The 21,442-nt window shown below is 37.8% G+C and carries 27 protein-coding genes; 5 read left to right on the top strand and 22 right to left on the bottom strand.

Translation table 11 applies throughout. The features are described 5' to 3' along the window. Positions 1-97 precede the first annotated feature (97 nt). From ACE1MS_RS08830 to ACE1MS_RS08805, 6 genes are all read right to left on the bottom strand, one after another. Positions 98-1,276, bottom strand: a complete 1,179-nt coding sequence (locus tag ACE1MS_RS08830; RefSeq protein ID WP_200991165.1) for an MFS transporter — start codon at positions 1,274-1,276, stop codon at positions 98-100. 194 nt (positions 1,277-1,470) lie between these two features. Then, positions 1,471-1,623, bottom strand: a complete 153-nt coding sequence (locus ACE1MS_RS08825) for a hypothetical protein (RefSeq protein WP_196244418.1) — start codon at positions 1,621-1,623, stop codon at positions 1,471-1,473. Between the two features lie 119 nt (positions 1,624-1,742). Next, positions 1,743-1,874 carry a hypothetical protein gene (locus tag ACE1MS_RS08820; RefSeq protein WP_257216143.1) on the bottom strand — a complete coding sequence of 44 codons (132 nt, stop codon included), beginning with the start codon at positions 1,872-1,874 and terminating at the stop codon, positions 1,743-1,745. A gap of 596 nt (positions 1,875-2,470) precedes the next feature. Then, positions 2,471-3,127 carry a hypothetical protein gene (locus ACE1MS_RS08815; RefSeq protein ID WP_198696013.1) on the bottom strand — a complete coding sequence of 219 codons (657 nt, stop codon included), beginning with the start codon at positions 3,125-3,127 and terminating at the stop codon, positions 2,471-2,473. A gap of 45 nt (positions 3,128-3,172) precedes the next feature. Continuing rightward, positions 3,173-4,117 (bottom strand): PD-(D/E)XK nuclease family protein, encoded by a 945-nt coding sequence (locus ACE1MS_RS08810; RefSeq protein WP_447402843.1) that lies wholly within the window; start codon positions 4,115-4,117, stop codon positions 3,173-3,175. Positions 4,118-4,120: 3 nt separating this feature from the next. Next, positions 4,121-4,861 carry a sulfite exporter TauE/SafE family protein gene (locus tag ACE1MS_RS08805; protein WP_447402963.1) on the bottom strand — a complete coding sequence of 247 codons (741 nt, stop codon included), beginning with the start codon at positions 4,859-4,861 and terminating at the stop codon, positions 4,121-4,123. A 91-nt stretch (positions 4,862-4,952) separates the two neighbouring features. On the opposite strand from ACE1MS_RS08805, the gene ACE1MS_RS08800 reads away from it, so the two are divergent. Next, a complete protein-coding gene (locus ACE1MS_RS08800) occupies positions 4,953-5,450 on the top strand; it encodes a DUF1648 domain-containing protein (protein WP_447402842.1) in 498 nt (165 codons plus the stop codon). Positions 5,451-5,499: 49 nt separating this feature from the next. Here ACE1MS_RS08800 and ACE1MS_RS08795 read toward each other — a convergent pair whose 3' ends face one another. From ACE1MS_RS08795 to ACE1MS_RS08775, 5 genes are all read right to left on the bottom strand, one after another. Then, complete coding sequence (locus ACE1MS_RS08795) at positions 5,500-5,811, bottom strand: RNHCP domain-containing protein (RefSeq protein WP_031419777.1); 312 nt, start codon at positions 5,809-5,811, stop codon at positions 5,500-5,502. Positions 5,812-6,171: 360 nt separating this feature from the next. Further along, a complete protein-coding gene (locus ACE1MS_RS08790) occupies positions 6,172-6,804 on the bottom strand; it encodes a hypothetical protein (protein WP_012294050.1) in 633 nt (210 codons plus the stop codon). Positions 6,805-6,812: 8 nt separating this feature from the next. After that, on the bottom strand, positions 6,813-6,980 hold the full coding sequence (locus ACE1MS_RS08785) for a hypothetical protein (protein ID WP_008175876.1): 168 nt from the start codon (positions 6,978-6,980) through the stop codon (positions 6,813-6,815). Next, positions 6,973-7,158: a hypothetical protein gene (locus ACE1MS_RS08780; protein WP_031419772.1), complete on the bottom strand. Its 186-nt coding sequence runs from the start codon at positions 7,156-7,158 to the stop codon at positions 6,973-6,975. Before ACE1MS_RS08780 ends, ACE1MS_RS08785 begins: the two co-directional genes overlap by 8 nt. A 71-nt stretch (positions 7,159-7,229) precedes the next feature. Continuing rightward, a complete protein-coding gene (locus ACE1MS_RS08775) occupies positions 7,230-7,829 on the bottom strand; it encodes a CPBP family intramembrane glutamic endopeptidase (RefSeq protein WP_012294048.1) in 600 nt (199 codons plus the stop codon). 229 nt (positions 7,830-8,058) lie between these two features. Here ACE1MS_RS08775 and ACE1MS_RS08770 point away from each other — a divergent pair, with 229 nt between their 5' ends. Beyond that, positions 8,059-8,742, top strand: coding sequence for a class I SAM-dependent methyltransferase (locus ACE1MS_RS08770; RefSeq protein ID WP_012294047.1), 684 nt, complete (start codon positions 8,059-8,061; stop codon positions 8,740-8,742). Between the two features lie 100 nt (positions 8,743-8,842). Here the strand turns inward: ACE1MS_RS08770 and ACE1MS_RS08765 are convergent, their stop codons facing one another. Next, positions 8,843-9,283 (bottom strand): GNAT family N-acetyltransferase, encoded by a 441-nt coding sequence (locus ACE1MS_RS08765; RefSeq protein WP_036166314.1) that lies wholly within the window; start codon positions 9,281-9,283, stop codon positions 8,843-8,845. Positions 9,284-9,393: 110 nt separating this feature from the next. Here ACE1MS_RS08765 and pdxR point away from each other — a divergent pair, with 110 nt between their 5' ends. Next, the gene (gene pdxR, locus ACE1MS_RS08760) at positions 9,394-10,803 is read left to right on the top strand and encodes a MocR-like pyridoxine biosynthesis transcription factor PdxR (RefSeq protein ID WP_447402841.1); all 1,410 of its coding nucleotides are present in this window, start codon (positions 9,394-9,396) and stop codon (positions 10,801-10,803) included. Positions 10,804-10,855: 52 nt separating this feature from the next. On the opposite strand, the gene ACE1MS_RS08755 is transcribed toward pdxR, so the two are convergent. From ACE1MS_RS08755 to ACE1MS_RS08735, 5 genes are all read right to left on the bottom strand, one after another. Continuing rightward, positions 10,856-12,067 carry an MFS transporter gene (locus tag ACE1MS_RS08755; RefSeq protein ID WP_447402840.1) on the bottom strand — a complete coding sequence of 404 codons (1,212 nt, stop codon included), beginning with the start codon at positions 12,065-12,067 and terminating at the stop codon, positions 10,856-10,858. A 526-nt stretch (positions 12,068-12,593) separates the two neighbouring features. After that, the gene (locus tag ACE1MS_RS08750) at positions 12,594-13,112 is read right to left on the bottom strand and encodes a GNAT family N-acetyltransferase (protein WP_031419766.1); all 519 of its coding nucleotides are present in this window, start codon (positions 13,110-13,112) and stop codon (positions 12,594-12,596) included. Between the two features lie 71 nt (positions 13,113-13,183). Beyond that, the gene (locus ACE1MS_RS08745) at positions 13,184-13,321 is read right to left on the bottom strand and encodes a hypothetical protein (protein WP_447402839.1); all 138 of its coding nucleotides are present in this window, start codon (positions 13,319-13,321) and stop codon (positions 13,184-13,186) included. A gap of 137 nt (positions 13,322-13,458) precedes the next feature. Next, entirely contained in the window at positions 13,459-14,682 is a 1,224-nt protein-coding gene (locus tag ACE1MS_RS08740; RefSeq protein WP_031419764.1) for a GNAT family N-acetyltransferase, read from the bottom strand. Next, positions 14,679-15,407 carry an AAA family ATPase gene (locus ACE1MS_RS08735; RefSeq protein ID WP_012294040.1) on the bottom strand — a complete coding sequence of 243 codons (729 nt, stop codon included), beginning with the start codon at positions 15,405-15,407 and terminating at the stop codon, positions 14,679-14,681. The genes ACE1MS_RS08740 and ACE1MS_RS08735 overlap by 4 nt, the downstream gene beginning before the upstream one ends. A gap of 526 nt (positions 15,408-15,933) precedes the next feature. On the opposite strand from ACE1MS_RS08735, the gene ACE1MS_RS08730 reads away from it, so the two are divergent. Both ACE1MS_RS08730 and fumC read left to right on the top strand, forming a co-directional pair. Further along, positions 15,934-16,149, top strand: a complete 216-nt coding sequence (locus ACE1MS_RS08730; RefSeq protein WP_012294039.1) for a hypothetical protein — start codon at positions 15,934-15,936, stop codon at positions 16,147-16,149. 275 nt (positions 16,150-16,424) lie between these two features. Further along, positions 16,425-17,816, top strand: a complete 1,392-nt coding sequence (gene fumC / locus ACE1MS_RS08725) for a class II fumarate hydratase (protein ID WP_036215667.1) — start codon at positions 16,425-16,427, stop codon at positions 17,814-17,816. A gap of 57 nt (positions 17,817-17,873) precedes the next feature. Here the strand turns inward: fumC and ACE1MS_RS08720 are convergent, their stop codons facing one another. The 5 genes from ACE1MS_RS08720 to ACE1MS_RS08700 form a co-directional block, all read right to left on the bottom strand. Continuing rightward, positions 17,874-18,422 carry a GNAT family N-acetyltransferase gene (locus ACE1MS_RS08720; protein WP_012294037.1) on the bottom strand — a complete coding sequence of 183 codons (549 nt, stop codon included), beginning with the start codon at positions 18,420-18,422 and terminating at the stop codon, positions 17,874-17,876. Positions 18,423-18,512: 90 nt separating this feature from the next. Then, on the bottom strand, positions 18,513-18,722 hold the full coding sequence (locus ACE1MS_RS08715) for a hypothetical protein (RefSeq protein ID WP_031419762.1): 210 nt from the start codon (positions 18,720-18,722) through the stop codon (positions 18,513-18,515). A 637-nt stretch (positions 18,723-19,359) separates the two neighbouring features. After that, a complete protein-coding gene (locus ACE1MS_RS08710; protein ID WP_036166330.1) occupies positions 19,360-20,241 on the bottom strand; it encodes a DMT family transporter in 882 nt (293 codons plus the stop codon). Between the two features lie 22 nt (positions 20,242-20,263). Beyond that, complete coding sequence (locus tag ACE1MS_RS08705) at positions 20,264-20,809, bottom strand: GNAT family N-acetyltransferase (protein ID WP_012294030.1); 546 nt, start codon at positions 20,807-20,809, stop codon at positions 20,264-20,266. After that, on the bottom strand, positions 20,799-21,332 hold the full coding sequence (locus ACE1MS_RS08700; RefSeq protein ID WP_447402838.1) for a cysteine hydrolase family protein: 534 nt from the start codon (positions 21,330-21,332) through the stop codon (positions 20,799-20,801). Before ACE1MS_RS08700 ends, ACE1MS_RS08705 begins: the two co-directional genes overlap by 11 nt. Between the last annotated feature and the right edge of the window lie 110 nt (positions 21,333-21,442).

Here is a 21,442-nt window from a genome sequence, read left to right as displayed (position 1 = left end):
AGCATTCGCCCCCTTTGCCAAACATGAAGAGATAATTTGATCCTCTATTTAGTTTCTGCTTTCAGACTAAAATTTCCTGCCAACCCCATCATGGACTTTAAAATTTTGTAGTCTGTATGTGATTATTTTTTCTCGTTCTCTTAGCATCTATATAAACCAACAGAGCAACAAGTAGAAAGCTTAGACTAACAAGACGGAAAATCATCTCTACATTCATCCATTCAGCTAAAAGCCCTAATATAAAGGCACTAATGCCAACTCCACTATCAAAACTAGAAAGAAATGTTGCATTAGCCGCACCACTTTTTGCCTCACTGACTTTTTGAACAGTCCATGTTTGTAAACAAGGCATAACTGTTCCATAGCCTGCTCCGAACAGGATGGCTGCGATAATAAGCAACCAACTATTAGTCGCGTAAGACAACACCATCAATGATAAAAACCCTACTACTGCTGACACAATGATAATAGACCATGGCCCCGTTTTATCAAACCATTTTCCTGTAAAGGGACGTAGTAAGGTGGAAACAATTGCATTGATAAGGAAAAATAAAAAAATATGATCTAATCCTCTTTGTTCGCCGTATAGCACTAGGAAGGTAATAATTGCACCAAAGCCAAGCGTCGTCATAACAGTCAATAATGCTTGAAACCATACTTCTTTCTCAAAAATTGCTTCCATAAATTGAAATGGCTGTTTCTCATGCTTAACCGGTTCAGCCGAATAAACAAATTGAAGTGCTATCACTGCCAAAAGGCAAAGCATGCAAGAAGAATAGATTAATATACTGAAAGAAAAAGAATGATAGAGTAGAATGCCTAAGCTAGGGGCAATAATAGCTCCTACGGTTGTCGAAATAGAAAAATAGCCTATCCCTTCACCTAATCTAGTTTTAGGAATTAAATCCACCGCCATTGTACTATTTGCAGTAGTCGACACTCCCCATGTGGCTCCATGGAAAAACCGTAACAGTAGAATGAGCCAAATCGTGTTCATAAAGGGATAAATGATTGTAATAATCATTAGCGTTATGCCTGCCCCCATAGCTAAACCTTTTCTATTGTTATCGACTAAATAATAGCCTACAAAAGGTCGAATGATAATAGCGCCTATTGTAAATACTGTAGTCACTAACCCTACCTGAAAGGGAGAAGCATGTAAGCTCATCAAATAGGCAGGTAGAATAGGTAGTAACATTTCAAATCCTATAAAAGTTAAAAAGTTACTCATAAATAATAAAAGAAATGCTGAAGTAAAAATAGTTTGTTTATTCATTTTAAAATTCCTCGCTTCTAATTAATCTTTTAAATTAGAAGCGCTTGGCACACTGAAACATTCCTAAATTGCCTTAACTTTTTCAGCAATAGTCTCACCCTTTCAAAAATTTTTTGGTCAATTATTTTTTCAAAAACGCAAAAAGACGCCAGAAAACCGGCGTCAGGAAATGCATAGAGTATTTTAAAAAAACTTTATCTATTAAATACAAGGGCAAAAAGCTTCCGGTTGCTGAATTCTATATGAAGTTTCGCTAAAAAAAGACAGACTGGTCCCGTTGAATGGACATCAGCTAATTGTAAAAATGTCTTTACTTCCATTGCAGCCATTCTAAAAATAGTATCCATCACTTTTTGCCTCCTTTCGAAATATCAATACATTATAATCTAATACAAAATAATTAAAAATGCAAATTCAGTTTTCCACCATCACAATCATTTAGCGCCACTTCGTACAACCTAGGAACTTATCTGTGCACAATATACCCCACCTTACGTGGAGCCACTACGTTTTGCTTTTCAACACTTTTCATACGATCATCTGGATTTTTTTTCATAGGAGTTATCAAAAGTTCAAACATGGTTAGTTGTTTAGCCATATTCATCCCCCCTTATGATTTTTAAAAATGTACATACTATTGCCTACTTTTCTTATATATGATTCATAACTCGTTTTTATACTAGCCATTTCCTTTCAAAAGAGAGTCATACTCAAAAAAATATAGACAACTTTATCCCTAGTTCTTTCATTTAAATAAAAAAGGGCAGCCTGATTTACACAAGTTACTAATCAATCTACTAGGAAGTAAAAGGTATCCTACTAGTAAAAGGACTGGCATCAAGGAAACAATTAAAGCCACTATTTTCAACTTCCCTTTTTGGCTAAAAAGAGCGGCTAGAAATGACGCTAATATTAAGGAGATGACCACAATGTCCCCAATTTCAGAGGTTCCATTCACTACAATGGGGGTAATAAAAGCAAAAAGAATGAACAAAGAAAATAATAACAATGAAATCATACTCAAATATTTTCTAAACACCATTACCACACCCCTTATGGTTTTTTCTTCCATTATTTTAACATAAATCATTTCATTTCTTATTCAACTAAACCGCTCAGAAGTTAAATAAAAAAGAGCTGCACATGCAACTCCTAAGCTACTACCTACACTTCAACTGTTTTAACAACACTTTTTTATAAAATTCGTGCAGTCTTCCCGTCGATAATTTTAACATGTATATACGACGAACCTCCACCTTGAATAAAATGGTTTGGCACTTCAGATACATCAAGGAATTCCTTTATATGAATGGACTTTTTACGGTTAGGCTCAATCGTCACAAAATAAGGACCAGCTACATTCATGAGCGACTCCATACGCTGTCCTTTTTCCATTAAATGATCATCTAAAAACTCTAGCTCAAATGACACCGCTTCATTACTTCGATTTTGTAATTCAAGATGACATTCCCCCTGTAATATATGTTGGCTAACTACATCAAATTGGCATTCGCCATTCTCTGTATAGGAAATCGCCATGATGCCGCTAGCGAAAGTCTCTTGATAGATGGTTATCAGAAGTAAAGGGAAAAAGGTAAAGGTGATTAGCACTACACCAATCGAAAGCAGATGGAATTTTTTTATACCTTTGACCAATAAAATCACAGCAAGGATAAAGAGAACTGAACCAAGTATACCAAGCAACACATAGCCCTCATCTTTGAGGATAGGAAACGACATAAAAGAAATTCGAGCATTCAGCATTTGATAATTAGGAAATGGGAAAAATAAACACATACAAATTCCTAAAAGGAAAATGGCAGTAACAAGCGCCTTTTTATTTCTTATCATTTTCCCCCTCCTCTTGTACAAATGAACATAGGCGATGCTCCATTTCTACTTTTGCGCACATAATTCTCTAAAATTGCATCCACGACAATGCCATTTTTCTTGTGTTTGTTCAAAATCCACAAGGTCTACAGGCTCGTTGGAAAAAATATCGGCTTGATACTTTTTCATTTCTAACACACTATACTGAAATGTATGTAAAATATTTTCCATATCAATATCGGTGAAGCTATATTTTTTCCGTTTTCCCGTTAGTAAATATTCATTATAGACCTCGATTTGCTCAAGCGGCACCCGATATTTTTGCTGCACATAATAGGCATAGAGGGCTAATTGCTGACGATCATCATCTGACTCTCCCCCCGTCTTCCAGTCCACGATAACCCATTTATCTGTTAGTTCATTAAAGTAATGAAAATCCATTACCACAAACACTTGGATATCGTTGATTTTCATCGAGCGAAATTGTTCTGGTTCTCCAATTCGTAAAGAGCCTCTTTGTGATGTAATTTGTTGAAATGTTTCACTTATCAAAAAATGCTCAAAGACAAGCTGGATTCGTTCTTTATAATCCTGTACTAGGTCAGAAGAAAGTTTGCCAGAATAGTATATTTCCTGCATCATATAATATTTATTTGGCTTGTGCCTCCAAGATTCAAGATGGCGAGTAGAATCTATAAATGCCGCATTCAGCTGTCCTCTAGCCCCATGAATCAGCTCCTCTAATGTGGGGGGCTGTCTAGTTTGTAAATAATCATTAATAGCCTGCTCAATAAAACGGTGAACAATTTGCCCAAATAAAATAGGCATGGGCTGCAGCTTTTTCAAACGATAAACAAGTTGATGATAAGGCTCCACATTGTAGCTCAGCCACCCGTTATGAGAAAAATAATATTCATAGCCATATTTACGGGCACAGCTTGTTAGCGTTTTATGGCGTGACAGTGACCACGAAAAGGTAGGATATGGTGTAATTTCAAACAGGACAATCACCTCCTATAACTGCTGGATAAAATCATAAACAAGCTGTACGATCAACACAATGGTTACAATACGGAGTAGGAGTTTTACTTGATTTGCTTTCACCTTTCTCGCTAAAACAATGCCTATTTGCGCACCAATCGTAGAGCCTACCATTAAAATCAATGTAAGTGGCCATTCAATTTTTCCCGTAGCAATATAAGTAATTGCTGCTCCTGAGCACATGGCGAATACACCTACCCTTGAGAGTCCAACTGCTTTAATATAAGAAATTTTCTCATGAGCATATGTATAAAGGGCTAGTGTACTACTGCCAGGCCCAAACATACCATCATAAAAACCAACTCCAAGAAGGATTGGACCATTTTTTCGATTCATCTTAAAGAGTTCTTTATGGCCAAAATCAGCCCCACCCATAAAGGACATCATTAACGCAAAGCCTAGTAAAACGATGGCAATAAATGTCAATGTTTGGCTACTCATAAACGAAGCAAAAAGTCCACCCAATGTTCCACCGATTAACGATACTAATAAGACTGGCTGCATTTCTGACCATGCTAATTCTTTTCGTTTATAGATCGTATAAAAGCTCGAAAAAGCACTTACCATATTGGACACTTTATTGGCGCCAATGGCAGAATGAACTGGCACCCCCATTAACATCATCGTTGGTAAGGTGATTAAACCACCGCCACCCACTAATGTACCAATGACATTCCCAATGATTCCAATGAATAAAAATAACAAGTATTCCATCATATCCTTCTTTCTCTCTCACAAAAGCAATCATTCTATGATACAGTATAACAGATTGTAATTTTGAATGAGGATGGAAATGAGGGCAAGGATGCAAACACAACAAAAAACACCAACACCACGCTTTTGTCACCAGCTAACGATCGTCGTGGCCATCATTTTTTTAGCTGGCTTCACAGCTACACTGATTCAATATCAAAAGCTTCCTGCAACGATTCCAGTTTTACAAAGCTTTACGAGTGACCACGCACAATTCGGACCAAAAATCGCCATATTTTATTTACCTTTTATTGCACTTATGCTATTTTTACTTTTGCACTATTTAGAGATGAAAGCAGCCTATCCTGTGATGCGTAAAAATAAACCGCCGCTGTCCCATAGTCAGCGTCAAAATGGCATCATGACATTTTGTCTCATAAAAAATAGTATTTTATTGTACTTTACGTACTCCCTTTTCAATGACCTTACGATCGCACTTGGGCACGATCGTATTTTACAGCAATGGCATGCGTATCTCTTTCTTTTCTTGCTCTGTGGTATTTTCAGTATGGGAATCGTACGAGGCATTTTATTGAATAAAAAGCATTAAAAAAGACGTATTAAAGAGTGGCTCTTTAATACGTCTTCCAAACATGAAACTACTCTATGGATTGCATAAATAAAATAAGCTGATCCTCTTGTATGCAATCGATGGCAACTTTATTACGTGACAGGTGACCACATTTTTTACATTGATGTACAATTTGATAACCTTTTTTAGATGAATAATCAATAGTAATCGGTTGCATTAACCCTTTACATGGATTGGCTCTATCACCAGGTATAATATCTAGGTGCTTAGAATATAAACAATGTGGGCAATGATTGCGGAAACTACCATTGTTTAATGGGATCACGTCCAGCCCACACTGCTCACAATGAAATGCTGTATTTTCAGTTTTTCTACTCAATTGTTCTTCCTCCAAGACAATTTTTTCATCTTTGGAGAAAGGGTTCCGTTTTGTTTTTCTAAATTAATAGTATTAGGCTTTGATCATGATTTAACCCATTCACCGTTTCGCTCTACAAAACGATTACTTCTAGTTCCACCTTCAAAAGAACATTTTTCATCTCTTTATCCGAACCACGATTGACTTTAGACTATTGTATCAACCACTGTAAGACGGACCTCTCCACCTTCCACTAGTCGGTGCTCATTGATCATCACTAACTTAGGCATTCGTCCCCTTATGAACAATTGTAGGAAATCTATTTACCTTCAAATGATCGACTCCTCATACGTTTCATGTTTTATTTAGTATACCAAATAGTTATTCACCATCCAATTCTCTTTCCATTTGTCTAAAATTATGTATTAAACCATACTTTTGTACACCACGCGCTTGTTCGATGCTAGCATCAGCCCATTGGCGGAACAATTCTTTATTGTTTTGGCTATGGGCGTAAACTGCCTCTACAGCAGGTTGCATCCAAGGCTGTGTCAGCTTGTCACTTCTCATAGCTGCCGTTCGACCTTCCATGGCTGCAATATAGCATAGGGCGTAGCTTGACAATGGCTCCTTGTTAATTTGCTGGGCAGCAGCCTTTGCCGCTCCAAGATTTTTTTCCATAATCGCTTTCGTAAATAGGTAATTGTTTTTGATAGCTGGCTGCTTATAATGGTGGATGATGACATCCATAGCACGAATCTGTTCGTCTACCGTTTCATAAGCGGATGCATAGAGAGCCGCAAATATTGGTTCTTTCTGACGGCGCTTCACCCATTTATCTACAAGTTCCATATTGTTTGTTCGATATAAAATATGTACATGACGATAAATAATAGCTACCACGAACAAAGCAATTATACCGAGGGAAAAGGATAGCCGCACCCCTGATAAAGATAGCCCCATTGCCAGCAAAATAATGGCTAAATAAATGACTGTTAATTGAACAATTTTCATAATGCCTCCTACTGCAGCTTCCTGCGCATCTTACGTGAAAAGATGAAACCCGCTCCTATAAAGAAGACAAGTGCCATTACTTTCATGATAGGAATGATAAAAAGCTTACTGATGAGGAAAACAACGACTATATAATAGACCACCATTGCCAATAAAAATAATGTTAGCTTATTCACGCGGCTCCCTACTTTCCTCTAATGCCGCCTCAATCGCGGCAAGCGCTTTTGGACCCATTCCATGTAAATGAGCTAAAGTGGAAAGCTCAACGTTTTCCAGCTGTTTCAATTGTGTATAGCCTGCTGCTTGTAATGCACGAATTGCAGGCTTGGCTACTCCCTTTGGCCATTCTGTCATGTTTGCACTTCCCTTCACGAAAAATCTTCTCTGCCCTATTATGCAAGTGACGTCAAAGAAATGCAAATAAGTCAAAAAGATAGAATTTGAAACAATGATAAGCAAGCAGTCATTAAATTAGTCAAACTATGAATACTCCAGCTTGTCACAATGGAACCTCCGCCAACTCGCTCATTCATCCATCCCATTACATAGCCTGCAAGCCCTGTAGATAGTACAACTAACAAGATGATTGGAAATGGTAATACCGTCCACAACAGAGCCCCATGAATACACCCAAAAACGAGGCTTTGTAGCAAATTTCCGACTTGGAAACCAAAGGATTTTGCCAGCCTTTTCAATAAAAAACCACGGAACAATAGCTCCTCTGATAAGCCGGTTTGAATCATAGCATATAGAAGAGCGGGTATGAGCCCCGCTAAGCCAAGGCCAGCAAATTGATTGGACGCTAATATGGAACCATCCATATAAAAAAAGACGAGAGCGAAATTAGGCATCACTACTATTACAATAGAAAGTATATAAAATATGGCATATTTCCCCTTATCGACAATAATAGGCCTATGCAACCCTAACCATTCAAGAAAGGGTTGTTCCTTTTTTGCTGAAAAACTCCACCAAACAAACGGTATGACTGAAAATAACAACACTTGCACAATAGCATTAATCATATTTTCTCCCCCTATTCATTACGTTAAGTGTAGAAGAAAGAGCTATTAAATTCAATAATAATTTAATGATAATCATTAAATTATTAATCTTAAATATTAATTATTCATCGTTTCACTTTAATTATAATCGGGTGAGATTTCTTTGTTGTGCTTTGGTAAAATTTCATATATACTCAATTACAGACTATTAAGGTCTTTAATGTATGTAATAGTATTGGAGGTAATAACTATGAATATACATCTATTAGAGAAGGCTCGCATCTATGAACAAAGTACTCGTATCTCTGTACCAGCTTATGACACTTTATTCGCCATGACACAAGCCTATTTCCGAGCTCATTTAGGTGAGCAAGACTCATCCCTGCTAGTTGTAGGAGCTGGGGGCGGTAATGAGCTATCCGCATGGGGACCCTCTAATCCAAACTGGACTTTTACAGGTATTGACCCGTCTGAAGAGATGCTACAAATTGCTCAGTATAAGGCACAGCAATTATCTATAGAAAGCCGAGTTCAGCTTCTTCAAGGAACCATCGATACCTTGCCCCCCTCTCCATTAACCTATGATGCTGCTAGCTGCATCCTTGTGCTGCATTTTATCGAAAATCGACAGCAAAAACTTAACTTATTACACAACATTCATGCGCAATTAAAGCCCGGGAAACCTTTTATCCTCGCATGTGCTTATGGAGATCGAAATAGTGACGAACTGCAAGATCGCATTAAAATCTGGCAAAGCTTCTTTTTAGACGCAGGATACAAAAAAGCTAAGGTCGAAGATATGGGGAAAGTCATTATGAATATCTCTTTCCTATCCGATCAAGACATGCAGGAATTACTGAAAGAGGCTGGATTTAAGCAGGTTACTCGCTTTTTCACTTCTGGTCTTTTTGCAGGCTGGATGAGTCATGCCTAACCGAAAGCCCCCGCCATTTAGCTCAATTGGTGGGGGCTTTCACCAGGTGATTAGTAGATTTCATACAAACAATGACTTTTAAAAACTATAGCGCCGCTTTTCACCAATACATACTGTAGTAATACACATGATCATCTGTGGTCATCCCTACTTTTTCATAGAGCTTTTGGGCATTAACATTGTCCTTTGCTGTTTCGAGCATCAAGTAACGAGCGTTCTCCTGCTGGCAATAGATGTAGCATTGTTCGATTAATGCTTTGGCCACCCCTTTTTTTCTAGCATGCACTGCCACAAATAAATCATTTAAAATAAATGCCCTTTTCATAGCTACGGATGAAAAGGTAGGAAATAGCTGCGCAAAACCTACTGGTTCCCCATTCAAGTATGCGAGAAAAATAGTGGATTGCTCCTTTTCTACACGTTCTTGGATAAACTGTTCGGCTTGCTTTAAATCAGTCGGTTGTCCATAAAACTCACGATAAGCATTAAATAACGGGACCACATCCCTAATTGTTGTCTGTGATACAGTACAAATATTCATATTCTACTCCCCATTTCAATTTATTGGTCATTCTAGTATGATGGTAGTAGATTATCTGACATTTCAAAAGAGACAGTTTCAAACATTTCAACATGTCGATGAGGTGCATTATGGACGATTTCATCTTTTTATTAACGGACAAAGAAGCCAAATATAAACAAATCTATCAGCAACTGAAAACCCTCATTATGGAAGGCACATTGGAAAAGAATGATACCCTGCCTTCTATTCGGAAGCTAGCAGAAACTTTGCAGGTGAGTCGCAATACGACATTAACGGCCTACGATCAGCTTGTAGCTGAGGGGTATATTCGAGGTGAAGGTCGGAAAGGGTACTTTGTGAATGCGTTGGAGCAAGTTTTCTTACAAGAGCAACCACAGCCTATTCAATCGAAGCCAATAAAGGATACTTCGGCATTACTTGTGAATTTCCTAGCTGGGGCTGTCGATCAACAACACTTTCCCATCAAGGCCTGGCGTCAAATCGCCAATCAGGTTTTACAGGAGCCAGCCTGTTATCAATATGGGGCACTGTTTGGAGAGCCTATACTAAAAGAACAGCTTGTCCAGTATTTACTACAGGCAAGAGGGCTCTATACCAATCATGAAAATATCATTATTGGAAGTAGTACACAGCAGATGCTTCTGTATCTTGCATTTTTACTGAAGGAAAATTTCCCTAGCATACTGCTGGAGGACCCAGGCTATGATGGGGCTCGGGAGGCATTTCAATTACATAACTTTGACATTGAGACCTTACCTGTGTTCGAAGCAGGTGCACAGCTTGATGTCTTAACAAATTGTCTTTCACGTCTCTTGTATGTCACACCTTCACACCATTTCCCCTATGGTGTCTCGATGAACATTCAACAACGGCAAGCACTGATACAATGGGCACAAAAAGTGAATGGCTATATTCTTGAGGATGATTATGATGGAGAATTTCGCTATACACAACAGCCATTCCCTGCCCTTTCCTCCATCGACCCATCTCGGGTAATTTATTTGGGTACATTCTCGAAATCCTTTTTACCAGGCATACGAATAAGCTATATGGTGTTACCTAATGCCCTCGTGCAGCCTTACAAAAGGAAATTTGCTCATTTTGAACAAAACGCATCCACCCTTCATCAACGCACCATGGCCCAATTTATGGCGCAAGGCGAATGGACACGCCATATTAAAAGAATGCGTCTAACCTATAAACAAAAAATGCATTGCCTTGTGCAGGAGCTACAACAACAATTCGGAGAGCAAATCACTATTTTAGGCGAACAATCGGGCCTCTATGTATTAGTGAAAATAAAGACTTCACTTTCTGAACAACAGCTCATCCAACAAGCAGAGTCCCACGGTGTAAGAGTTTATCCAACCAGTCCGTTTTTTCTCCAGCAAGCAAGTATAGAACCGATGCTACAACTAGGCTTCAGTAAGTTATCAATGGAAGAAATTAAATTAGGCGTTCAACTACTAAAAAAAGCATGGTCACCCCTTCAAAATAACACCTTTTTCGTACAATGAGTTTCATAAAAAGGACCATCAAAAATATGATGGTCCAACTTCTTCTTTCATTTTATTGTTTTAAAACATTTCTAACAAACAGTTGCTTATTTTTGTGAGCGATTACACTGACTATCGCAAGTAATAGCCCCGAAATGACAAAAACCAGTCTAATTCCTACTAAATCTGCTATTACCCCCATAACAAGAGAGCCAATGCCGAAAATCCCAGTCCCGATAGCACCTAATGAAGTATAAACCGTTGATAACTGTTCTTTTGACACACTGGTTTGTATCACTGTTTGTTGAGGAATTTGTTTAATTTGTCCAAAAAGCCCTACACAAAGTGATAAAAGTAAGGAAATCATTGGAATGCTGTTTATGCTAAATAACATTGTAAATATGAAGCTTGCAAAGGAACCGACAAAAATATAGGCTCCTATTTTCTCTTCCACCACAGAAGAAAATTTAATACAATAGGCACTTCCTAAAATCAACCCTAAAAAGTTGGCTCCATTGATAAATCCCCACCATTTTTCATCAACGTTCAAAGCATCGCTGACAAACACATATAAAATAGCAGCTATCCAAACTGTTGCTGCAATTGTTTCTAAAAATTCTATCCAAGCAATCCTTTTTAAAACTGGCGTATTAGATAAAGTTTGCCAACCCTCTTTAATCTTTTCAAGTTTCCCCTTTATTTCGGTTGATGGATGATTGTTTACACTTTCTAGCAGACAAAGTAATACGCTTGCCGTGACAAATAAACATCCAACTAACCAAATCAGTTGTTGAGCGCTCATAATAATTAACAAGGAACTTCCTACGAACCACATACCTGCTTGGATGACCTGCGTAATCGTTTCCGAAATTCCATTAGCTTGAAGTAGCTTTTCAGGTTTAACATAGTATGGAGTCAATGTCTGCCTGATTGGGTTAGCACATCCATCAAGAAAAGCAATCATTCCTATTATGAAAAAGATAAAATAATAATTAGCTGCTGATAAACCCATTACCATAAACCCTAGAATAAAGAGTAAAATCGTTTTTGCAATTTGTGACCCAGCTAGTAACCATTTAAGATTTAGTTTCTCCACCAAAAGAGGTGTCAGCAGACTAGATATAAACATAGAAGAGGCAATTGTAAATGGCACAAACGATGCTGCAATGGCAGAGCCTGTTAACAAAAAAATTGTACTTATAACACTGACTATATATAATACATCGCCTATATTAGCGAGTGACTGACCTAAAAGTAATAAAGAAAAATTTCTATTCAATTTCATTTTATATCCCCCGATATTTCAATCTGATTTTGGCTAAATAGGGGAATATTAGATTGGACTATTCATTGAAATTTGACTCCTATCATCTAGCGGATAAATCTGGGGGATATCGATTTATCACAAGTTTTTTGATCTTCCATACATATTTAAATGAATTATAGCATTGTTTCTTTAACTATTACACATTCATAGTAAATTATTACCACATTTTAAGTTCATTCAATAACCAATCCTTCTTCAACTCAATTGCTCCATTTGTACAATAAATAAAAAAGAGCTGTCTACAGTCTTTTTTATTTTACATGAGACAAAGTAAAGTCGTTGATTTCTACTACGGGCAGACGATATCCGCGGTCGGGGTCTAGCTGCTTCCCTTGAGGAGTATAGTGAAATCAGCAATAATTTACCAATATTAGAAATGAAAGAGAAAGAAAAATGACAAAATCCATGGAGAGTGAGCTACTCGATGGATTTTGTCTACAGTCTGGGAGCTGTCTAAACAGCTCAATACTCTTCATCTGTTAGTTTAACAAGGCGAAATAGTTAAAGCATAATAGATGAAATTTAATTTCTGACCATTCATTTCGAAACTCTCACTACTAGTCGTTATTTTCTCAAAACCATTTTTTTCTAAAACTCTTTGAGAAGCTATGTTATTTGTTGTTGTTTCCGCCTTAATTTGTTTTATATCCTCATCAGCTATTGTTTCAATTAATTTTTGTAATGCTTGATTAGCAATTCCTTTTCCAGTATGTTCTTGCCCCACCCTATAACCGAGATGACCGATTTTATGAAATCTATCAATATCCACTAAATTTATTCTTCCTAGAATAGAACTATCTTCATTTTTAATTAAATAGAAATATGACCCTCCCTGAGCTTGTTCTTCAAGTAAAGCTTCGTGTCTTTTTTTAAAAATCTCAGGGTTATAGTATTCTTCTCCACGAGTAGGTACCATTTCTTCGAAAAATTTTCTGTTTTCAAGTTCAAATTTATACAAACTTTCGGCATCTGCCACTTGTAATCGTTCAATATATAGATCCATATAATAAAAACTCCATTCCAATAGGACTCTACCCTTTACTTGAAGTAAAATCCCCCTATTGGCAAATGCCTTTATTTTTTATCTCTTATTTCTTCCAGTATTACGATGACACGATTGTTTTGTTTTTCAATGGACTTCAACCTTTTTTCAATTAGGCTAGAAGAGAAAAACACAATGAGTACAATAGCTATTCCGACTATTAAATCCATTTCTATCCCCCTCACTATATCCATGAATGTCTATGTATTTAAAGGTACAACCTTGTTCAACTATGCAGTAACATTATGACAAATAAAAGCTGAACTATTGTGAGAAGTAGTTCAGCTCAATATGCTGTTTCATGTGCCTAGAAATAATCAATGAAGGTCGGTATGCCTACGGGTAATATGTCCTCCAGTAAGGCAATTTCCTCTTTACGTCCCTGTAACCGTTCGATTTTTTCTAAATAGCTTGGTCGTTTATAGCCTAGCAGCATCGTGGCCAAGGTTTGCACCGTTAAATGGACAGCATTTTCATTTAATGTCTCACTCACCTTTTGGACAGACAGCTTACCATCCACCATTTTGATGATGAAGGTACCATTATTCCAAGCTACAATCCGATCTGTTACGGCTAGCTGAAGTTCAAAGTCTTGACTGACAAATGGATAGCGTAATAAAAACTCTTTAACATCCACAATTCTCGCCATAAAATAAGGAGAGACCTTTTGAATAATCTCACTATCCTCTAATAGAAATGCTACGGCTTCATTACCTGTCGTTTTCCCATAGACATTATAAATCATGGAGCTATGGGCAGAGACAAAATTCCATAACCCTTTACGTGCTTCTTCCTGTAAATAGACGATTTCATCAATATAATAATTTTCCTCCATAATACGATAGAACATATAGCCCTGCGCCACATCTCCTTCATCGTAGTAGACGGCAGCCTGCAGGTTAACATCACTGTCAATGAATTTCTCTTCCCAGAAATCCTCCTGAAACTTCTCATTCCACGCAATGCTATTTCGCACCATTACCCCATGTGTTTTTTCGGCATATCGGGCGTAGATATCCACTACATCCTGATGCTTTGGATCGACACGTCGAATTTTCCCATTGAGTCCGGCATAATGCGGGAGCTGTGTATCCTTCACTTGGAACTCTACAATGTCACTCATAATTTCCCATCCCTTTTTTCGGTAATAGGGAATTGAATATGGAAATAAATAGGATATACATTGTCCCTCGTTGCGCATACTTTGTAGGCTTTCAATAATCAAGCTCTCCATCAAGCCATGGCCCGAATACTCTGGGTAGGTGCCAACTGCTGTAATCCCCCCCATTTCATAAATCTTCCCATGGACATTGACTTCAAAAGGCAAACTTAAAATTTGCGATACTAAATGCGAGCCATCAAACCATCCGATGGCATGTCCCTCATTAAATTGTCTACTTTTCGCATTCACAAAACGACGGTCCTTATGAATAGACATGGACATTTGAAAGACATAATTTAATAAGTCAATAGATTGTGCCATTTCATCCAATCGAATTTCTCGCATGACTAAGCCTTTTCGTTGATTCATGATTCCCTCTCCTCATCAAATAACTCACTAAAAATAGTTTGCGGTGCATCTAAAAACCGTTTGGTGACAATGTAATGAATGGAATCCTCATAACGGATTGTTTCAATTTCATCATTGTCAAAGCTATAAATCGTTGCATTAGGATAGCCCAGTAAAATCGGTGAATGTGTGGCAATAATAAATTGTGCCTCATGCTCTAGATCCTTCATAATTTTCAACAAACTTAATTGCCTTGTTGGAGACAATGCTGCCTCGGGCTCATCCAATAAATAAATCGCTTTACCCTTAAAACGATTCATAAATAATGCCAGAAAGGATTCACCATGGGATTGGTGATGTAGAGATTTTCCACCAAAAGCGTTATATCTCCTTGGATCTTCTATCAAATCAATATGACTGGCAAATTGATAAAATGTTTCGGATCGAAGAAAAAAACCATTTGAAATTTTCGGCATCCACGACAAACGGATATACTCACCCAGTGAAGATTCTGCCTTATGTACTTCATACAGATTTTGGCGGCCACCACCTGCCGTATTAAAATCGCAACGATCTGCAATGGCTTCCAGTAAGGTTGATTTACCCGAGCCATTTTCCCCAACAAAGAAGGTCACATTAGTTGGAAACTCCAACTCCTGTAAATCCTGCAAGCTCGGGATATTAAAAGGATACATTTGTTTATTAGGAATCGTGTCCTGTAGCACTTTACATGATTTTAAATACATTTTATTTCCTCCTTCCTCTTATTATAACGAACAATGTCTCTACTGAAACGTTATCGCACTACCTCTTTGATAAAAAAGAATTAAGAATAGTCAATCACATCATAAAGTCATTATTTTTTCAATGAAAGTTCACAGCAGAAACAGTGCAAAATTGAGCGCTCGTAGTCCCACTCAACACCGCCATTATGTAAGAGATATTTCCCGAGAAATAAATAAGAAATATGTCGAAAGTTGCAATTTCATTCCGTAAAATTATGTCATATTTTTGATTTTTATAAAATTAAGTGGCAGCGTGATTCTCGGTATGAATGAAATTTTTCAATTGCGAAGAGTGTAATTTCCCAGCAATATTCAACGGAGTTCTATGATTATACCCAAGATCATCAGCATTTTTGCAGGCCATGGTGCTTTATATGCTGTTTGAGTAACAAATTTTCTCCGTGCACCTATTCCATCTATAAAAGTTCTAGAAACTAGGCTCCCCTCATAAATTGAGTAACAATCAAATGTTAGAAGGAGAAGAACAATGTTTGTCACTCATTATTATGAAAATAAAACGTCCGTATTAAGCCAATTGCTCGTCAAACTCCCTGCCATCGAAGAGGATATTCGTATTAAAGGACGAAAGGCAAAGGTAACTGAGGTGCTTCAAATTGACGACCACCATTATCATGTGAAGATTATTTTTGAGAAAGTTCCTAAAAAGCAGCCACTTAAAGATTTAGGTAAGAAAAAGAGATAATCTATAACGTTTATTTCCTCTAAATTCGGGAATAACCATAGTACTATTGCGAATTATTCTCACCCTATTATTTCTCCAAACAAATTTGTTGACATTTTAATTGATAACAATTATCATTATCAATAGATTATTTCTTTTCTCCAAATTGCTTATTTCAGAATCCCCCTCTTTTTTGAATAAGCATGTATCAAACGGATATTCTTACATCAGACTAAGAGTATCCGTTTTTATCTGTATATTGGAGGAATTTTACATAATAAAGGAGCTGTTTTGACATGGATTATCGTATTGAAAAAGACACTATGGGAGAAATCAAAGTACCTGCTGATAAAATTTGGGGTGCGCAAACACAGCGCAGTAAAGAAAATTTCCAAATTGGCACGGAACAAATGCCTATTGAGCTTGTGCAGGCGATGGCTATTTTAAAGAAAAGTGCTGCAATCGCGAATAATAAACTAGGCAAGCTTTCAGATCTTAAAGCGAATGTAATCGTTCAGGCAGCAGATGAAGTTTTAAATGGACAATGGGATGATCAATTCCCACTAGTTGTTTGGCAAACTGGCAGTGGTACACAATCAAACATGAACGTTAATGAGGTGATTGCACACCGCGCGAACCAACTTTTACAGGATGCTGGTGAGGCAGATCGCATTCATCCGAACGATGATGTCAATAAATCACAAAGCTCGAATGATACATTTCCAACTGCATTGCATATTGCGGCAGTTTTAAAAGTGGAAGATTATTTATTACCACGACTACGATTATTAAAATCAACTTTGGAAGACAAAGCCACTCAATTTAAAGATATTATTAAAATTGGTCGTACACATTTACAGGATGCCACACCTCTTACATTGGGTCAGGAAATTAGCGGCTGGGCAGCTATGCTAGAGAAATCCGAGCATATGATTATTCAAAATATAGACTATATGAAAGAGCTTGCGATTGGTGGAACAGCGGTTGGTACTGGGATCAATGCACATCCAGAATTTGGTGATCGTGTTGCGGTGGAAATCAGTGAGCTAACAGGCAAAACATTCGCCTCTGCTGCAAATAAATTCCATGCATTAACAAGCCATGATGAAGCCGTTGTTGCACATGGCGCTCTCAAAGCTTTAGCAACTGATTTAATGAAAATTGCCAATGACGTTCGTTGGCTTGCAAGTGGGCCACGCTCAGGGATTGGTGAAATTACGATCCCAGAAAATGAGCCAGGCTCTTCCATTATGCCTGGTAAAGTAAATCCTACACAAAGTGAAGCGATGACAATGGTAGTCACACAAGTAGTAGGAAATGACGCGACGATTGCTTTCGCAGCATCTCAAGGGAATTTTGAACTAAACGTCTTTAAGCCAGTCATCATTTATAACTTCTTACAATCAACTCGCCTATTAGCAGATACAATGAAATCTTTTAATGACCATTGTGCAATTGGCATTGAGCCGAATAAAGAAGTACTCGATCATAACTTACAAAACTCATTAATGCTTGTAACAGCATTAAATCCATATATCGGCTATGAAAGCGCAGCAAAAATTGCGAAAAAAGCTCACAAAGAAGGCACTACGTTAAAAGCAGCAGCTATTGCAAGTGGTCTGCTAACAGAAGAGCAGTTCGATGAATATGTAGATCCAGCTACAATGATTTACCCGAACGTAAAATAATGTAAGAATAAGTATATGGTTAAAGGATTGGGGTCATTTCCCCAATCCTTTTATTTTTCACGATTCTAGACTATGATTTTTCATATTGATTAGAGAATAAACATACGTATCATATGGCACATTATTTTGATGCATATATTTCTTTAATAAGCCTTCTTTTTCAAAGCCTACTTTTGTTAATAGCTTGTTGGAAGCATCATTTTCTGTGAAAACAATGGCTCCTATACGTAATAACTCCATCTCTTGAAAGCCAAATGAAATGACTTTGTTCAGCGCCTCTTGTGCATAGCCTTTTCCCCAACTGTCAGGGAAAAGGGCATAGCTTATCTCAGCTCTCTTATGCTCTGTTGACCATTCTTGAAATCCAATAGTACCTATTAGGCCTTCTCGCCCCTTCAGTTCTATCCCCCATTTAATGCCTTGTTGTTCCTCATAGTTTTTTGAAAAACGATTAATGATTTGTTTAACTTGCTCTAAACTAGTTAATGGATTTTGACCGTAATGACGTAATACGTCAGGGTTAGAAAAGCAATTTAAAATAGCTTGCGCGTCCTTTTCTGTAATTTCTCGTAACACTAATCGATCCGTATTTAAAGTAGGGAACATGTGGCCACCTCTTTCAAGTATGTTATATCTTCCATATTTTATATGAAAAGAGCGAAGATTGCTTTATTTATTTTTTAGTAAACACGATTGTTATTTAAGTTTAATTTTTTGAATGTCAGCAACAACTATAGATTCTGCCTCTATTTTCATATATTGATATGTAGATTTTTTCAAATAGCCTTCTTTGTTTAAATACTCTTTTAGGTCTGATTTTTTCTCAAATATTTTTTCGTTCACCCATTGCTCGTAATCCTGCTCATCATTCCCTTTCGTCATGGTCATCACATAGACTTTCGTCATACGCATCTCCCTCTCCCTTGGTTCATGCCACACTGATGCACCTCATAAAAAATACCCTGTCAGTGGACAGGGCGTCAGCAACGAAGCTGTTGATATCGTAAAAAAATAAGTACTGGTGGACGAACGTCTAAACTATTTATCGACATGACCATTTTGTCATTCCTTTTCCCTTGGAATGGCTGCATGATCATCGGCTTTAAACGACGGGTTGTCCGTTTCTTTTTGTTAGGCTTGCTACCGTAGTATGTTAATGGTAATAGCAGTCGCTTTGATTGTTTGATGTTGCGGTGGTGTTTTGGGTTCCATATACAATGTTGAGTAATACGCATCCGCAATGACAATCACATAAATAATCAAAAGTAATCGTTTTGTTCAATAGCTCAAAAATTTCAATTCTCCCTTTTCAAATCAAATCTGTCTCTACTAATTCATACGAACAGAGATGAAAAAGGTTTCAACTATTTGTAGGGAGACAAATTTGCCTCCCTTTCCCCCCTAAACTACTGCCACCATCATTTTCCCAACGATCGATATCCCAATGATCCTGATCTTTTTCTGTGCTTCTCGGAACGAATGCCAACTCCCTCACCCTTTTCAAACGTTCTTATCTAGTTTATGAAAGGATAAGGGTTTTCGTTCATCGTAAAATAGGCTTAATTTTAAAACCTAAGGCAATCGCCGCTCCGATACAACTGGATAGACAGCCCACGATCAAATAGATGCTTACTGTAGATTCACCAATCAGGACAGAGGCAATGCCGCCTATGACAGGAAATAAGGCGACCATATAGCCACTCTTCGCTCCTCCAATCCTTTCGACTAGCTTTAAATAAAATAGCCAGGCGAGAAACGAGGCGATTACCGTTAAATACAGCAATGCTGATAAATAGGTTATGGATGTTGGAATCATTATTTTTTGTCCTGCCATCCAGACAATTCCACACATGACCAAACTCCCAACGGCAAAGCCAATCGCATTGGCATAAACCGGGTCAATGTGGCGCTTCGCATTTCTGGCAGAGCTAGCATCACCGATTGCTGTCAGTAGTGTCCCTAAAAAAGCAATAAAAATCCCTTTGAAATCTGCTAACCCTGAAAAACTATGTAAAGTTGGGTAGATTAATACACCCACTCCTATGACGCCTAAAATACCACCAAGAAGTACACGGCGATGCAAAGGTTCTTTCAAAAAAATTCGTAAAGCAATGGGCGTTAATATCACTTTTAATGAAAAAATTAACGTGACAATGGCTGCTGAACTGAGCATCGTTGCGTAATACAAACATAAATAACTGAATGCAAAATTACAAACACCAAAAACAATGATAAAGGGGACATCCTGCTTCTGTGGTTTGCCTTGTGGTTTCATCAACCAAGCAAGTATTAAAAATAATAGAGCTGTTATGACTAAACGATAGGTTAATGATAATTCTAAACTAACGGGGGTCCCCTGTATTTTTACGGCAATAAAATTTAGACCCCATACGATTAAACAAAATAGATACATAAAATTTGTCATACTGTAAATTCCTTCAACTTCCCTATGCCTTCCATCTGCCCATCAGGATAGTGTGATAGTATTGTCCATCAGAAAGGCGCTTATCATTTTTTAGCATACCTTCCACTTCAAAGCCACATTTTTGATAGAGCTGAACGGCCTTGTCATTAGATTCTAACACTTCTAGTGCCATTTTCTGAATACCATTTGCATCTGCCCAGTCGATAGATACTTGCAGCAGGGCTTTTCCAATGCCGTACCCCCAAAAATCCTTCCTAACGCCTACGCCAAAAATAACCTTATGGGCAAGCCTTATGAATGTAGAACCCTCACATCTTGAGTACCCTACAAGTTGATCATCAACGACCGCTACTAAACATAGATTTTTGGGGCTTGCTAGGTCATTAGAGATGAGCTGCTCGAATCCTGCTCGGTCAATGAATCCCTCCCCTTGTGCTCGGTCAAAGTATTCCGTTTCACCATCTAATTGTAAACGTAGGTCTGACAAGGCTTGTGCATCATCCCATTCGGCACAGCGAACCGTGTAGGACCATTCTTTACAGGGATAGTCTCTCTTATTAATCCACATGCTGGAACCCCGCAACTGGTTGAATTCGCACAAATCGATTGTGCCAGATACATTCATGATGCTGAATAATTTGAGGTGCTTCAAGAATATCATTAGCTAATGTACTGTGGGCTTCCTTCACTAAAATATTGTGATGATAGCCATGACTGAAAGCACTACGAATCGTTGTATCAAGGCAAAACTCAGTTTGTGCACCAGCAAAAATTAATTGCTCAATATGCTGCTCCTGCAAGTATTCGGCAAGCTCAGTTCGATAAAAGGCATCCCATGTTGGTTTTTGAATTACCTTATCCTCCGCTTGTCGATGAAGACCGTGGTATAGCTCCCACCCAGGCTGACCATAAGCGAAATCCACATCCTCGGCGTCTGTATGCTGAATAAAAATAACAGGTGCCTCATTGTGGCGTGCCCATGCGATTAACGAATTAATATGCTTGATGATCGTTTCGTCATTCCATAGATTTTGTTCGTTATCTAAAAAGAAGGCTCCTTGTATATCGATAATGATAAGAGCTTGTTTCATAGGTTTCTCCTTTATTGGCGACTTTTTCTTAATTATTGTACTGAATTTTTCATGGGAAGAAAATACAAAAAAAAGAAGTACCTAGCGATTTGCTAGATACTTCATCCTCT

The organism is Lysinibacillus sp. fkY74-1 (assembly GCF_053165895.1).
The sequence above is the reverse complement of the archived record's forward strand: the minus strand, read 5'-3'. Positions and strand labels throughout refer to the sequence as shown.

Bases quoted from the DNA above. Each gene is read 5' to 3' on its own strand.
- ACE1MS_RS08830 (WP_200991165.1), bottom strand. From the start codon at position 1,276: ATGAATAAACAAACTATTTTTACTTCAGCATTTCTTTTATTATTTATG.
- ACE1MS_RS08825 (WP_196244418.1), bottom strand. From the start codon at position 1,623: ATGGATACTATTTTTAGAATGGCTGCAATGGAAGTAAAGACATTTTTA.
- ACE1MS_RS08820 (WP_257216143.1), bottom strand. From the start codon at position 1,874: ATGGCTAAACAACTAACCATGTTTGAACTTTTGATAACTCCTATGAAA.
- ACE1MS_RS08815 (WP_198696013.1), bottom strand. From the start codon at position 3,127: ATGATAAGAAATAAAAAGGCGCTTGTTACTGCCATTTTCCTTTTAGGA.
- ACE1MS_RS08805 (WP_447402963.1), bottom strand. From the start codon at position 4,861: ATGGAATACTTGTTATTTTTATTCATTGGAATCATTGGGAATGTCATT.
- ACE1MS_RS08800 (WP_447402842.1), top strand. From the start codon at position 4,953: ATGCAAACACAACAAAAAACACCAACACCACGCTTTTGTCACCAGCTA.
- ACE1MS_RS08790 (WP_012294050.1), bottom strand. From the start codon at position 6,804: ATGAAAATTGTTCAATTAACAGTCATTTATTTAGCCATTATTTTGCTG.
- ACE1MS_RS08780 (WP_031419772.1), bottom strand. From the start codon at position 7,158: ATGACAGAATGGCCAAAGGGAGTAGCCAAGCCTGCAATTCGTGCATTA.
- ACE1MS_RS08775 (WP_012294048.1), bottom strand. From the start codon at position 7,829: ATGATTAATGCTATTGTGCAAGTGTTGTTATTTTCAGTCATACCGTTT.
- ACE1MS_RS08770 (WP_012294047.1), top strand. From the start codon at position 8,059: ATGAATATACATCTATTAGAGAAGGCTCGCATCTATGAACAAAGTACT.
- ACE1MS_RS08765 (WP_036166314.1), bottom strand. From the start codon at position 9,283: ATGAATATTTGTACTGTATCACAGACAACAATTAGGGATGTGGTCCCG.
- pdxR (WP_447402841.1), top strand. From the start codon at position 9,394: ATGGACGATTTCATCTTTTTATTAACGGACAAAGAAGCCAAATATAAA.
- ACE1MS_RS08755 (WP_447402840.1), bottom strand. From the start codon at position 12,067: ATGAAATTGAATAGAAATTTTTCTTTATTACTTTTAGGTCAGTCACTC.
- ACE1MS_RS08750 (WP_031419766.1), bottom strand. From the start codon at position 13,112: ATGGATCTATATATTGAACGATTACAAGTGGCAGATGCCGAAAGTTTG.
- ACE1MS_RS08745 (WP_447402839.1), bottom strand. From the start codon at position 13,321: ATGGATTTAATAGTCGGAATAGCTATTGTACTCATTGTGTTTTTCTCT.
- ACE1MS_RS08740 (WP_031419764.1), bottom strand. From the start codon at position 14,682: ATGAATCAACGAAAAGGCTTAGTCATGCGAGAAATTCGATTGGATGAA.
- ACE1MS_RS08735 (WP_012294040.1), bottom strand. From the start codon at position 15,407: ATGTATTTAAAATCATGTAAAGTGCTACAGGACACGATTCCTAATAAA.
- ACE1MS_RS08730 (WP_012294039.1), top strand. From the start codon at position 15,934: ATGTTTGTCACTCATTATTATGAAAATAAAACGTCCGTATTAAGCCAA.
- fumC (WP_036215667.1), top strand. From the start codon at position 16,425: ATGGATTATCGTATTGAAAAAGACACTATGGGAGAAATCAAAGTACCT.
- ACE1MS_RS08720 (WP_012294037.1), bottom strand. From the start codon at position 18,422: ATGTTCCCTACTTTAAATACGGATCGATTAGTGTTACGAGAAATTACA.
- ACE1MS_RS08715 (WP_031419762.1), bottom strand. From the start codon at position 18,722: ATGACGAAAGTCTATGTGATGACCATGACGAAAGGGAATGATGAGCAG.
- ACE1MS_RS08710 (WP_036166330.1), bottom strand. From the start codon at position 20,241: ATGACAAATTTTATGTATCTATTTTGTTTAATCGTATGGGGTCTAAAT.
- ACE1MS_RS08705 (WP_012294030.1), bottom strand. From the start codon at position 20,809: ATGTGGATTAATAAGAGAGACTATCCCTGTAAAGAATGGTCCTACACG.
- ACE1MS_RS08700 (WP_447402838.1), bottom strand. From the start codon at position 21,332: ATGAAACAAGCTCTTATCATTATCGATATACAAGGAGCCTTCTTTTTA.